Here is a 13,930-nt window from a genome sequence, read left to right on the forward strand (position 1 = left end):
ATTATAGCCCATATTTATCCAACCATGAATTAATTCTAGTAACTTATAATCAAACATTGGGTTACTAAATGTACGTAAAGAATTATATTTAGATAATTTCGTAATATTTTCCTCAATTAAAACTAGTGACTCATCTTTATGTTCACTTTCTATAAGATTTTTAATTTTTAGTAAGACATACATAAGATCATGCTTTGTTTGAACTATTTGGTATGACAATTTTGCTGTTTCATTATATAAGTCTTTTGAATATTTGCTTTTTAATAACTCATTATTAAGATAAATATTATTATGATAATTAAATATCATGTTATAGTATAGTATAAAAAAAGTGATAGTTAATAAAATAAATAAAATCAGTAAATTATATATAATTTGTGTGTTTATAGAATTGTAAAATATAGATTCATATAATATGGTAAATGTTGATAATAAGAAGAAAGTAAAGAAACAAAATGGCAACCAATCATTATTTTTTAATACTTTTTCTTCCTTTTTTTCAATTTTGAAGAATAAAAATCCCAGAATAAAAAACAGTATTCGAGATATTAATGAAACACTAACAATAGAAATAGTTGTAGAACTTATATTTTGAGGACTAATTTTAAAAATAAAACAAACAATAAATAATGATATTGTATTTGAGATAATTAAGCATGCAATCAAAATAGAAGGTACAATAAAAAAATATAAGTTAAATTTCTTTTTATTAAATGATATAAATATCATTTGAGTAAATATAAGACATATTAATAATATGAAGTTATTCATAAAAAACTCATTTAAAATATAGGTCTCACATATACAAAAAATAGATACCAATAACATAAATGACTTTTTTTCAATTTGAAAAATTTTAAAATTAAAGTAGGAAAGAATAAAATCTTCTAGAAAAATCATTACAAAATCAAATAAAATCATCGCAATAAAAACAATTCATATTCATTAATTAAATTATTTTGATATTTTCTTCCTACTGTATAAATTTCATCATCAATCATTATCACTTTTGATTTTTTTACGTCTTTTGTATAATTAAAATTAATAACAAGATTTCTTTCAATTTGAATAAGATCTCGATAATTTATCCCATTCATAAACTTTTCTAAAGATGATATTATTGTATAATCTTGAGTAGTTGTTTTTACTAGAATATCATGACCTATAGATAAAATAAATATGATTTCACCTAATTTAATAGAAACTTTTCTACCCTTAGAAGTTATTATTACTTTAAATATGTTATTTATAAAGAAATCTTTAGCCTGCTTAAAAACTTTAGGTGCATCTGTTTCATATTTGGATTTTCTAATAAATTGAAAAAAGCCAATAGATAATGCAGGAAAAACAAACTCATCATGCAAAGATATGAATATAGTTATCATATTAGGAAATAATCTTTTTAGATGTTTTATTAAATTTAATCCACTATAATTTGTTTGCAAGTCAATATCAACAAAAATTATTTCAATGGAGGTCAGAGATAATATATTATAAAAATCACTAGTAAAAATTAATAACTCTATTGGATCATTTTGATTAAGAAATGAAAAACATTCCAAAACATCACTTTTCATTTTTTCTATAAACGATAAATCATCATCAGCAATAACAACATTCATAACTATCCCTCCATATTTTATTCTATACTATTCTATAAAATATTAACTCTGCCATTAAATAGTTTAATTCATTATAACATATGAATTTCGGATTTACTAATTTGTAATAAATTTATAATAAAATATAATTACTGCATAAAATAATTATCATTACATTTTTTAGGAAACGTGTGTATATTTAACTTATGGAGAATTATTATATCAATTAGCAATTACTAAAAATCCTTCCAAATCAAAGGTTAATTTTCAGGAAAGATTTTTAACATTCTTTAGTTTTTATTTTTTAATTTATCTGGTTTCTTAGGATTATAAGGACCTATAAAAGAATATGATGATCTTGTTGCATATGCCAAAGAATTTAAAAAGTAACAAAAGAATTTAGCAAACTTTTGGCTTAAAGATTTATTTGATATCATTTTTTCACCTACTTTCTATGAAATATTGTTAAATAATATGTTATATGATTTAAATGAAAAATCTTAAAAATCAACTTAAAATAATTTATATTGACTATATAAAACACTAATCATTAAAATTATATGCAGGTTCATAAGTAACTAAACAAACCAAACCATATTAGGAAACAATATTTCTTTTCAAAATAAATTCTTTATTATGAAATAACTATAAAACAATCCAAATAAATCTTCAAGAATTATTTCATGTAATTCGAATTTTGTTCATAAATAACATATAATGTTACAAATCGTCGCATTGCGACCTAGAGTCGCATAAAAAAGATTATTCTTGGTATGGTGATAAAAATGAGTCATAGTACTTTAGCAAAACAATTAAAAAAAATTCGTATTGAAAGAAAAATGAGTCAATATGATGTAGAAAAGGCGACAGGAATTGATAGAACTACCATATCAGCATATGAAACTGGAATTAGGGAACCTAGTCTAAATAATCTATATAAACTTGCTGATTTATATTTAGTGAGCTTAGATTTTATGTGTGGCAGAATAAGCAAAAGAACTATAGATGTGTCTAACATCAATGATCAACTTTATAAAAAAATTCTTGCACTGCTATACAATCATAATACCTAATTATAAATATTTGATTCCTTATGTTGTACTATATTAAACATATACGATGCAGTATTTATTCTATAAATATTTACTAATCAATAAATAAATCTATGTAAATTGAAATAATTAGAAAGGAAATCTATATAAATAAATTTACTATATGGGTTGTTTAGATACAAATGAAATTAATAATTAATTATTTATTTAATAAAATCGGAGATAATCATTACGATAAAGAAGTATTACTCTATGGACTTGAGGTTTTGGTGTATAATATATTTACACTTTTTCTATTGATAATAATTTCGTTGATATTTAAAAATTACTATTTTGGTTTTTTCTTTATCCCTGTCTTCTCAATATTAAGAATTACAATAGGCGGATATCACTGTAAAACAATATATGGATGCACAACTTTAATGGCTGTTATTTACTCACTTACAAATATTTTAATGCAGTTTAATTATTATAATTTAATTCTAAAAATAATAAGCCCCTTCCTTATTTTTGTTTTATTATTTATCAAACCGTCTGTAGAAAACAGAATAAATTTTGGGCAATTCGATGTTTACTATAAATATCTACTACAAGTTTTATTTATTTTATTTTATTTTGTTTTATTTAATTCAACTGCATTCTCCCCAGTATTTTCTGCATTACTTATTGTCGAAATAATGTATCAGTTATATTTAATTACTCATAAATTATAATTAATATGAATATTTCACCCCTATGATGACAGTGTATTAATCAAAATGACGACACTTATAGTTGTATTTCTATACCAACCGCAACCTCCAAGAGGTAAAATGATTTTGTAGATTATATCTACAAATATTTCTATTAAAAGCTAACTATATAAAAAGAAGTTAAGAGCATTGTCAAGAATTGAGCTGCTTATCATTGATGAATTTTTATTGACACCAACAACTACTGCTCAGCAGTCAGATATACTGGAATTACTTGAATTGAGATATAATAATCATTCAACAATATTTGCATCACCGTTTCTGCCACAGGGATGGCATCAGAATTTATGTGGCGCTGCAACAGCTGATGCAATTCTTGATAGAATAATTGCAAATTCTTATCTGATTCATATAAAAGGCTCTAAATCAATAAGAGCAAGAGAAAAAATATTTAAAGATAATCATAGTACATATTCGCCCATGATTTAAACTAATACAAAAAAGAGAATTCAAAATCATTGTATTTAACAATGAAATTTGAATTCTTATTTTTATACACTTGAAAACAAATTTAAACTTTCTTTTTTAATGAAATATAATGTCATCATTTTCATTAAGATATTATCATCACCTTTATTGAGGTACTATTGTTATTTAATTAACACAGTACGTGCAATGAAATGAAATATTCACAATTTTTTTATGCGTATTATAGACTCATTTTATTTATTATAAATCCTTCTGCATATTTCACACATGATTTTATACCATTAAGCTTATCTTTAGCATCAATATATAACATTAAATCTTGGTTTCTCCTCATATACTTATCTATTTGAGAAGTATAATTTACTAATATTTCTTTCTTTTTATCTTCATATTCTGTGATATCTATAAAGAGATTAGGTGTGAATTCAGCGCTTGTTAAAGATTCATAAAATATTAAATTTTTACATATTGATTTAACCGATAAACAATTCTTAGCAATATTAATATGATCTTGATGAGTATCTTTAAAGTATTGGCAAAAAATTGTATCAATTTGGTGTTTTTTTATTATATCTGTAATAAAGTCAATTGTTTCAGAACAGTGTAATAAATTCCCATCTTTAATTTCGCCTATTAACACTTCATCAATTTCCATACATAAAATAGCACTTCGAATTTCTTTAACTCTATCTTTATAAGTTTTTTGTTCCCAATTTCCTCCTTTTGTCATTACTAAATAAATAATTTTCTTCCCATGTTTTTTTAATTTTAATAATGTTCCTATGCACCCTAATTCAATATCATCCGGATGTGCACCAATTATTAGTATATTATCCATGTCATTTCCTCCAATCTACAGATCATTTTAGTACAATTCCTTCACTTTGAATCTTGTACATTTTTGTATATATCCCTTCATTTGACAACAATTCATTATGACTACCTTCTTCAACAATTTCTCCTTTTTCAAGAACTAATATTTTAGTTGCGAAATTTACGTTTATAAATCTATGAGTAATAATAATATTAATTTTATTACTATTATTATCATACAATTGTTTAAATATTTCAAATTCCGATAAGGGATCCAAAGAAGCTGTAGGTTCATCCAAAATCATACAATCGGAGTTTTTCATAAAAAGGCGTGATAATCCCAGTTTTTGCCATTGTCCACCAGAAAGCTGAGTTCCGCCATCAAACCAATATCCTACCTGTTGATCATATTGCTCTGGTAAATGTGAAATAAAATCTGCTGCTGCTGCTTTTTTACTACTTTTTATAATTTTATCTAATCTTGTTAATTCACTGATACTTCCAAATCCTATATTATCTTTAACTGTAAACTGATATTTATTATAGTCTTGGAAAAGAGTTGCTAAACAATTACGTAATGACTCCTTTTTTATATCCCTAATCTCTATATCATTAATTGTAATACTTCCTTCATAATCATCATATAAACCATTAATTAATTTAATCAAAGATGTTTTTCCAGAACCATTTTCTCCAACAATTGCAAGTATTTCTCCTCTTTTTACTTCAAAATTAATATCCTTCAAAGCATATTCTTGTCTATTAGGATATCTGAATGACACATTTTTAAACTTAATACTAAATATTTCTTTTATTTCTTTGAAACCATCTTTATTTGTAGGTTGTAATTTAAAGAAAACCTCAATATTCTCCAAATACAATGAATCTTTATACATATTAAAAAAACTGCTTACTAAATTTTGAATGGCACTTTCAATTTTAGATGTGGTATTAATATATGTTATGGTTGTTCCAACTAACAATATTCCCATGCTAGATTCATATATGGCAAGACAAACTATGATAAAAGTAACAATACAATTAGCAACTTGATAAATTCCAGAAAAAGTGGTTTGTTTTTTTAAAATCATAATATTTTCATCAAAAAATTTCTGCCTTAAAACACTAAATTGTTGTATCAAATAATTTGATAAATTAAATAATTTCACCTCTTTAATATACTCATCTTTTATTAACAAATGGGCTATATACCATGATTTTCTCTCATGATTTGTTCTATTCATTAATACTTTATACTCATTTTTACTTATTGACGTGAAATATTTTGCAGCAATACATGATAATAGAACAAATCCAAGGATTAGGCTAGGATGCCACAACATTAAAATGAAAAATGCAGAGATCAAATTTATAATCTGACTTATTATTGTCAATGCTGATGTAATTATACTAAATGGTCTAATTCCTATTTCCTGTTCTGCTCTTTGAATTATGTCATAAATTTGTGGATTTTCAAAATCTTGCATGTCAAATTTTAAAGTTTCTTTTAAAAATTTTTCATTAAGTCCCAAGTATAAATATTCTTTATATTTAGACAAAAGGAAATTATATACACTATTAATAATTATAGAAAGTAAACTTAATAGTAGAAAAACACCTAACCTTTTTCCTATCATTTTATTGGCAATATTCAATTGAATATAGTTTATTATTTCTTGAGTATTTATCATAGATATATAAGATAATAGTACATTTAATATACTAAGAATCATACATATTATAATAATGAAAATTTTCAAATCAGCTAACAATGAAAATATATATTTTAATCTCTGGATAAAAAGTAATATCTTATCTTTTCTTTTTGTTTTTTTCATAACTTCTTCTTTTTAGTTCTGCTTCATGTAAAATATTCCATATATTTTCTTCAGTATTAATAATTTTCTCCAAAACATTGTATGGATCATTAAAATTAATTTGATTATCTTTCAATAACAAAATAGCCTTTTTAAACAATTCTTTTGATACATCATTTTTTGTTCCCTCAAAATCAATAATTTCATTATTAATTAAAATAAGTTTAAATAAAACAAAATGTTGATTTTCTCCCATAGCAAGAGGTACACTATTCCATCCCACATTAATCTGTTTAATATTAGAGAATGGTATACATTTATATGGCTCCACTTTTTTCATCTTTTCAAAAAAACTTATTGGACAATATATTTTTAATTCTTTTTTTTCATCATCTATTTCCCATCCATTCTTAACATTACCTATTAATAAATTTTGCATAATTAATTTCTCCTTTCATATTTATCCTCTTTTTTATTTTTTCTTTTGAAGTATAACACTTCATTTATACTATCATACATTAAATATTCATTTTTCCAATATTGAACTTCACTATCATCTACATGTTGAAATTTATATCTTGAAAAATGTTTATGATAATAATTAAAAACATTTTTTAACATATCAGGAATTTCTAATTTATTTTTTAAAAATAACTTTATATAATTACTTATATTTTCACAATCATTCTCTTTTAATTCTATTTTTTTATCCAAACAACTTAATTTTAAGTCGAGTGATATCCCCAAATAGCTATAAATCATTTCCATATACCCTTCAACCATTTCTATTCCTGAATTCGAACTGGTTGTCAATAAAATTCCACTTTTACCAAGAAATGGCATACGATGATTTAGATAAGCAATTCTATCTAATAATACCTTAAAATTTCCAGGGATATTATTAATATAAACTGGTACTGAAAACACAATTACATCTGCCCATTTAATATCATCAATAAATACTGTTTGATCATCTTTTAAAATACACATACCAGTTGTAAAACAACGCTGACAACCTAAACACACATTAATGTCATAATCAGAAATATATTTATATACTATATTGACTTTCTGCTTTTCATTTTGAAATTTTTCATTCAATATATCTAGTACATACTTCGAAAAGACTTCATTTGTTCCAAGTTTTCTATTACTACAAACTAAAATAAATATATTAGTCATATTTTTCTCCTTAAAGAAGTATCGCCTATCTAGTATAGATAAGCGATACAATCAAATTAGCAATCGCTACTCTCTGTATAGTTAGATCCAGTAGTAAGTCCAGTAATAATTTGTGATGATGCAGTGAACAAACTTACAGTTGCTTCAATACAATATCCTGATGATGTAGTAACCCATGTTAAACTCATTGGTGATGGTTCACCTTCATTGCCTTCAGACCCAACTAAACCCAACTCAAAATCTTTTAACTTTTCAGACATAATTTTTCATCTCCTTCCTTTTAATTTTATTTAAACAATTGTTATAATTGTTCAAATCATGAAAAATTTAAAATATAAATCTATTGAATCACATGTTATTTGTTTTAATAAGGACTGAGCTAAAAATCCATTAACTACGGAACTTTCTTTTGCTGTCATGTCAGCACTTTTTTTAACATTTTTATATCTTTTAATTATAATATTGTTAAATTCATTTTTTTCTTCCAAACTTATCATTTTTTTATAATATAAATTTTCTATCATTCTAATAATTCCAGAAATTCCAGAACATACATTTGAAGTTATTAGATCTCTATCAACTAAACAAATTAATTCCTTCATTTTTTCTTTTTCATAATCATAAGAAATATTTAAGATGGTCTTCGAAATTATCAATGTATATAATGTTCCTAATTTGCCATTACCCCAATTTAAATCATTTCTATTAATAATTTTTTGATTCAGTAAATTATCGTACACTTCTTTTTGCAGTTTTAAAATTATTTCCTTTTTTAAATTTAAATTTAGACAACTACTATTAGCAAGAAATAATAATAATCCTGAATATCCATGTGCTATTCCAGTAGGGATAGCTTCTTTATTAAATATTAAATATTTATCTATTTTCTTTATGATAATTTCTATAATGTTTTTTTCTAAGCCTACCATTTCTAAATAATTTAATATTCCTACTATTCCTTTAAAGTAATCTAATATATTTGGAAAATTATTATTCTTTTTCATTATAATTAATCTAAAATCAACTTTTAATAAACTTTCTAAATACCATTTTATTAATGTATTAATTTTTTCATATAATACATAATAATTTGAATCCAACTCTTTTAATACATAAAGCATATATCCTAATCCTGAATATCCATATCCTAAATCAAAAGATAGATGATAGGTATTTATTAATTTTAATAATAAATCAATTAAACTTCGAATTTCATTTTTATTATTAAAATATACTTTCTTATTTTCATCTTTATCAATAGATACCAAACATATATAAATAACAACATCCCTATAAACTATAAATTTCTCTTCATCATTATCATAATGTATAATGATATCTTCATTATCAATTAATATAGTGATTTTAGAACCACCAATATGTTTAATCTGTATTTTCATTATCATCCATATACACTTTTTTAAAAACATTATTAACAACTTCTGATACATTATCATAATCAAATGAAAGCTGCTTAAAATTTTCATCTATATTTATATCTAAAATTGATAATATATGGTTTTCAAAAAAATTCATTGATGAAGGAAATTTATAAGTTGTTATTCCAATTTTTAAATGTTCCAATATCATTCCATTTAATCGTTGTTCACTAGATATTGGAAATACTATCATTGGAGTCTTATAAAATATAGCTTCTTTTATGCTATTCATCCCTCCTGAAGTAATAAATATTGAACTATTTTTTAAGACAAATAATTGAGGCACTCTTTGTTTTACTAAAACCTTTTGATTAATTCCCATTTCATTTACAATAGATTTTATTTGTTTTGTTGCCTTCCCACCAGAAATAATTATTTTATAGTTAGGTAATTTTTCATTTATTATCTTCAAAATATCACTATAATAGTTTATTTCTCTACTCATAAATGAACCTGTTGCTATATATATCAATTTATCCTTACAAAATCGTTTAATGGTATTACTTACATTTTTTTCAACAATGAAGTCACTTTTAGATGGTGAACAAATTAATATATTATTTCTATTATTGAGAATTGGCTGCAATGATTTCTGTGAGAATATAATATTGACTTTTTCTAATGGATCATATTGATAAAACGGTCTAATGTAATCTTCATTTAAATTACTAGCTGTCTCTTGATAAATTTTTTCCAAATGACTTTTAAAATTTATTAAATATTCTTTTGGTACACTTAATAAATAGTCAACTATTCCCAAAAAGTTTGGTAAAATATAATTCCATGAATTCATTAAATAATCCCATGAATATAAATTATTTGTAATATAACCAACAGTTTTAATACTTTCATATTTTTCTTTATTTTTAATTTTCATCCAATAGATATCTGTAGAATCTCTAAAGACAACATTTGGACAAAAAACATCAATAAATTCTTCGATTTTTAATGATACATCTTCATAATAGTTAAATATTCCGATTGAATCCTTTGATAAAAATTCGTCATAAAATTTTATAAAATCTTTTTCTTCTGCATAAGTAATCATTTTTTTATCTTTTCTCATTGCTTCTTCTCGATGCTTTTTTTTCCAATAGTTATTTGGATAAACAATATAATTAATACAGTTTTCTTTACAGTAATCAATGTTCTGACTATTTATCAAACATACCACATCATGTCCCATACTTTGCAATTTAAGTATAAATGACTTAATGGGAATAATATGACTTACTGCATAACTAGTAAGAAAAAGTATTTTCATTTCTTCATCACTCCCTTTCCTTTTGAGAGAAAACATTTTAAGCTGTAATATATACTCTCTATATTAGCCATTGTTTCATTTTCAATAGATCTATTTATTCCAATAGTTCTATTAAAGTTCATATGAAAAAGACTTAATAGAATATCTTTATAGTTTTCTTTTTCTACTATTATTTGCATTAAGGAATTTAACTTGTTAACTAATACTATATTTTCCTGATATATATATAAGTAATGTTTGTTATATAAACCTTTATAAATATCAAAAATTTTTTTTCTTAGCAAATCAGTTGTTTTATTTCTTTTATAATACTCTTTATATTCTTTTAATAATTCATCAACATCACAATAATTTTCAATTTGTTTTAGTAAATCAAAAGTCCAAAAATAATATAAATCTTGTTTCAATTCTTTATCAGGATATGCATAATTAATGATTTTTTTACTTAACTCTGAGGTTATCATAAAAATTTCCTCAATTTTTTTTATAAGTTCTATTCCTCCATATCTATTAATCTCTGGCATATATTCATCAATAATGCACTTATCAATAATTTTTTGTTTTTCTAAAGTAGCAATCATTTTATCAATTTTAGAAAACATAAAATTTTCTTTTTTTATTCTAATTCTAAGATGGCTTTCAGGATCTTTATATCGTAAATAAAATATATTTCCTTTTATATCACCACTTGCAAATTCCTTTAAATGATTAATAATAAAATTATCCATATAATCTTCCTTCATATATAATTTTAAACTAATCCAATCTCTATTAACTTTGAAAATATGTTTTTTATACTTCGGAGATATACTATTCTCCCCACTACAATTTATTTGAAAAATTGTCTCAAAAATATATTTTTTGTTATTTTTTATTTCTGATAAAAGAAGTTCATCTTCGTTAAAATCACATGTCCTAATATTAATTTTCTTTTTTTGATTTAACTCTTTTCTTAAAATTTCTAATTCATCATCATTTGATAAATTTAAAATCAAGTAATTATCTTCCGTTCCACAATATACTATATTTTTCATACTATAATTAGTTAACAAACTATTTATTTCTTTTTTAAATATCAATATATTGTCAATTGTAAAATTTTCTTTTAATAATCGTATTTCAAATGTTTTTAATATGAAATTTTTATAAGTTATTTTCGGACAAATTTTTGACCCTTTAAAAGTTTCAAAAATTTGTGAAAAAATACTTAATAAATTTTTTTTTGAACATTGATCAATAGTATAAATAGATTTTATAATATCAGGTGCGAAATTTAAGTTCGTCATATTGTTAATAGTAAAATTAATAATGTGTCCATTTAACCCATTAATGAATTTTAAAATTCCATTTATTGGACAAATATAAACATCATTTATAGATAATCTTTTCTTTCCTTCGACTATTGTTTCACATCCATATTCTAAATAATATTCACTATCACTATAGCAATTTAATACATTAGCAATTCGTGATTGTTTAGGAAAATAGCATAACTCAACATTGTCAAATTGATTATTAATAGACTTAATTTTACATCTTGCTTTGTAAAATCTACCAAGAGCTTTATATGACATATCACTACCAATTAATGGAGTAACTATGTATTTATAAGTATCCTTAAACTTAAAAATATTTAAAGATATCTCAAAGGAATTTTCAGCTAATTTACTATTTTCATTATTATAATCTATTTTTATATCAGAAAGATCTAAATGATTATTATTTATTTTATAAATATAATTATTTATTTTATTAAATAGATACTTGTCTTTTTGTGGAAATCCAATACCACTTATTTCATCAAACACATCAATAACATTTACTGAATCATAATTATATTTTTCTATATATTTCATATAGTATCCTTCTAAAACATATTTATTATTAGCAAACATATTTAAAAAAATAACAAGTTCATTTATATCCTTTTTTATATTTGAATCTAAATTAATTTTTTCTTCATTATACAAATCTACAGATACATAATTTTCTGATTCACTTAATTTTTTCAATTTTGATGTTATTTTAAAATAATCTTGTAATCCTTTTTGAATTTTTGATTGATTATAATTACTTATATCATTTTTTATTTTTTCAAGTTCTTGTAATTCTATATTTAATTCGTCTTTATACAATAGTATAACACTAATCAAATTGTCTATGTTTCGTTCATAAAGAAGAGATAATCTTAAATTTGAAATTAAAAAACCATTTTTTAATAATTCATTTATATAGTTATATATTATATTATCTTCTATCTCATTGTATTCTTTTCTTATTATCTTAATAATTGTGTTTATATCCACAAAATCTTTTTCGGCAATTTCTTGTATTATTAAAAATGGTTTATGATTATTAATTAATATTTGAGTGTTTTTCAAAGCAGTTTGATTATGAAAGCAATCAATCCACTTATTCAAAATTAATTCTTCATTTAACAAAAGAGAATTATTTACTTTTACTCTAAGTTTTTTTCCTATTTTTTTTCAACCTCTATTAAAAACTTCGTTATCCATTCATAATCAAGTAATAGATTTTTCTTTAAACTATTATATTGAAAACTATATGTTTTTTCACATGAAGTTTCATCTATAAATTTTCCAAGGGATACAAATGAGTTTATTCCAAATGGTGTTGTACGGATAGATGCACGTTTAATATACTTAATCAACGATATAATACTCTGCCTCTGATTTTTTTGCTCTTCATATTCATTATTGATAGAGTTATACAATGATATCGAATTAATGGCTAAACTTTCCATAAAATTATTTTTAGTATATTCTAAAATATTATTACATTCATTAAAAATATCATAATTCAGTAATGGTGTTCTCACATAAAAATCATCTTCAATATAATACATAAAATTCTCCTTCTTTAAATATTTTAACCACATATCCACTTATTAATTTTTGAGTTAAAACAATGTCTTTGCCACAATTACACCTTATAATTTTTTTATAGAAAAATAAATATTTATAACGTAGTTAACAATTTATCGTCATAAAACACATTAATAAGTCATCATCTTCAACAAGTATGCTTACTAAAATAGTCAACTTAAGTGAAGCTTATATATCCAAATTTCAGGAACGATTATCAAATTATTTAGAAGAACTTATTCATGAATTAAAAAGAGAAATCAGATTAGATATTGTATATTGGGATAATATAGTCATAAACATAGCGATGAATCGAACCTAGCTTAGGTTTTATGGCAATAAAGATATTGCACTATATATAGCACATAGCCATAATGATAAGGAGAGATTGATTTAAGATAACGTCTTAATGTCATTAAACACATTCAATGAAGGTGAATATGAAAATCTATGTGATACAAATAAATACTATGGAGAAACAGAAAAGACATTACTCAAAAGATTGAAGAAATATAAAGATAATTATTTGATATGGACATATAATAAAGAAATCCCATTTAGTAATAATATTAGTGAAAGGTCACTAATATCATCAAAGACAAAATGAAAGTATGAGGACGATTTACAAATCTCAAAAATGCATTATATTTTGCGAAAATAGATAGTTATATAGAAACAGAACATAGACATGGGAAT

The 13,930-nt window shown here is 23.0% G+C and carries 13 protein-coding genes and 1 pseudogene; 3 read left to right on the forward strand and 11 right to left on the reverse strand.

What is annotated here, in order from left to right:
- Positions 1-183 (reverse strand): hypothetical protein (locus BN350_RS21460; RefSeq protein ID WP_222704657.1); only part of this gene is annotated, 183 nt, incomplete at its 3' end.
- Positions 184-917: 734 nt separating this feature from the next.
- The gene (locus BN350_RS15325) at positions 918-1,622 is read right to left on the reverse strand and encodes a LytR/AlgR family response regulator transcription factor (protein WP_028044383.1); all 705 of its coding nucleotides are present in this window, start codon (positions 1,620-1,622) and stop codon (positions 918-920) included.
- 764 nt (positions 1,623-2,386) lie between these two features.
- Between BN350_RS15325 and BN350_RS19485 the strand changes: the two genes are divergently transcribed.
- The 3 genes and pseudogenes from BN350_RS19485 to BN350_RS19490 all read left to right on the forward strand — a co-directional run.
- The gene (locus BN350_RS19485; RefSeq protein ID WP_081652939.1) at positions 2,387-2,674 is read left to right on the forward strand and encodes a helix-turn-helix domain-containing protein; all 288 of its coding nucleotides are present in this window, start codon (positions 2,387-2,389) and stop codon (positions 2,672-2,674) included.
- Positions 2,675-2,835: 161 nt separating this feature from the next.
- Positions 2,836-3,366, forward strand: a complete 531-nt coding sequence (locus BN350_RS20350; RefSeq protein ID WP_081652940.1) for an accessory gene regulator B family protein — start codon at positions 2,836-2,838, stop codon at positions 3,364-3,366.
- A gap of 159 nt (positions 3,367-3,525) precedes the next feature.
- A pseudogene (locus BN350_RS19490) lies at positions 3,526-3,834 on the forward strand (ATP-binding protein); the annotation flags it as partial.
- A gap of 220 nt (positions 3,835-4,054) precedes the next feature.
- Here the strand turns inward: BN350_RS19490 and BN350_RS15345 are convergent.
- The 9 genes from BN350_RS15345 to BN350_RS21730 are packed head-to-tail and all read right to left on the reverse strand — an operon-like array spanning position 4,055 to position 13,215.
- Complete coding sequence (locus BN350_RS15345) at positions 4,055-4,672, reverse strand: PIG-L deacetylase family protein (protein WP_028044384.1); 618 nt, start codon at positions 4,670-4,672, stop codon at positions 4,055-4,057.
- Positions 4,673-4,694: 22 nt separating this feature from the next.
- Positions 4,695-6,485 (reverse strand): ABC transporter ATP-binding protein, encoded by a 1,791-nt coding sequence (locus BN350_RS15350; protein ID WP_028044385.1) that lies wholly within the window; start codon positions 6,483-6,485, stop codon positions 4,695-4,697.
- Positions 6,460-6,903: a hypothetical protein gene (locus BN350_RS15355; protein ID WP_028044386.1), complete on the reverse strand. Its 444-nt coding sequence runs from the start codon at positions 6,901-6,903 to the stop codon at positions 6,460-6,462. Before BN350_RS15355 ends, BN350_RS15350 begins: the two co-directional genes overlap by 26 nt.
- Before the next feature lie 2 nt (positions 6,904-6,905).
- Complete coding sequence (locus tag BN350_RS20055) at positions 6,906-7,646, reverse strand: flavodoxin family protein (RefSeq protein WP_028044387.1); 741 nt, start codon at positions 7,644-7,646, stop codon at positions 6,906-6,908.
- Positions 7,647-7,702: 56 nt separating this feature from the next.
- On the reverse strand, positions 7,703-7,906 hold the full coding sequence (locus BN350_RS15365; protein ID WP_028044388.1) for a hypothetical protein: 204 nt from the start codon (positions 7,904-7,906) through the stop codon (positions 7,703-7,705).
- A 51-nt stretch (positions 7,907-7,957) separates the two neighbouring features.
- On the reverse strand, positions 7,958-9,046 hold the full coding sequence (locus tag BN350_RS15370; protein ID WP_187117150.1) for a lanthionine synthetase LanC family protein: 1,089 nt from the start codon (positions 9,044-9,046) through the stop codon (positions 7,958-7,960).
- Positions 9,030-10,349 (reverse strand): glycosyltransferase family protein, encoded by a 1,320-nt coding sequence (locus BN350_RS15375; RefSeq protein WP_028044390.1) that lies wholly within the window; start codon positions 10,347-10,349, stop codon positions 9,030-9,032. The genes BN350_RS15370 and BN350_RS15375 overlap by 17 nt, the downstream gene beginning before the upstream one ends.
- Positions 10,346-12,829, reverse strand: coding sequence for a lantibiotic dehydratase (locus tag BN350_RS21725; RefSeq protein ID WP_261797231.1), 2,484 nt, complete (start codon positions 12,827-12,829; stop codon positions 10,346-10,348). The genes BN350_RS15375 and BN350_RS21725 overlap by 4 nt, the downstream gene beginning before the upstream one ends.
- Positions 12,826-13,215, reverse strand: coding sequence for a lantibiotic dehydratase (locus BN350_RS21730; RefSeq protein WP_028044392.1), 390 nt, complete (start codon positions 13,213-13,215; stop codon positions 12,826-12,828). Before BN350_RS21730 ends, BN350_RS21725 begins: the two co-directional genes overlap by 4 nt.
- Between the last annotated feature and the right edge of the window lie 715 nt (positions 13,216-13,930).

Source organism: Candidatus Stoquefichus massiliensis AP9 (assembly GCF_000455285.1).
GTDB lineage: Bacteria > Bacillota_I > Bacilli_A > Erysipelotrichales > Coprobacillaceae > Stoquefichus > Stoquefichus massiliensis.

Coding starts and splice junctions, on each gene's coding strand:
- BN350_RS19485 (WP_081652939.1), top strand. CDS start 2,387: ATGAGTCATAGTACTTTAGCAAAACAATTAAAAAAAATTCGTATTGAA.
- BN350_RS15345 (WP_028044384.1), bottom strand. CDS start 4,672: ATGGATAATATACTAATAATTGGTGCACATCCGGATGATATTGAATTA.
- BN350_RS15355 (WP_028044386.1), bottom strand. CDS start 6,903: ATGCAAAATTTATTAATAGGTAATGTTAAGAATGGATGGGAAATAGAT.
- BN350_RS15325 (WP_028044383.1), bottom strand. CDS start 1,622: ATGAATGTTGTTATTGCTGATGATGATTTATCGTTTATAGAAAAAATG.
- BN350_RS15365 (WP_028044388.1), bottom strand. CDS start 7,906: ATGTCTGAAAAGTTAAAAGATTTTGAGTTGGGTTTAGTTGGGTCTGAA.
- BN350_RS15370 (WP_187117150.1), bottom strand. CDS start 9,046: ATGAAAATACAGATTAAACATATTGGTGGTTCTAAAATCACTATATTA.
- BN350_RS15350 (WP_028044385.1), bottom strand. CDS start 6,485: ATGAAAAAAACAAAAAGAAAAGATAAGATATTACTTTTTATCCAGAGA.
- BN350_RS15375 (WP_028044390.1), bottom strand. CDS start 10,349: ATGAAAATACTTTTTCTTACTAGTTATGCAGTAAGTCATATTATTCCC.
- BN350_RS20350 (WP_081652940.1), top strand. CDS start 2,836: ATGAAATTAATAATTAATTATTTATTTAATAAAATCGGAGATAATCAT.
- BN350_RS21730 (WP_028044392.1), bottom strand. CDS start 13,215: ATGTATTATATTGAAGATGATTTTTATGTGAGAACACCATTACTGAAT.
- BN350_RS20055 (WP_028044387.1), bottom strand. CDS start 7,646: ATGACTAATATATTTATTTTAGTTTGTAGTAATAGAAAACTTGGAACA.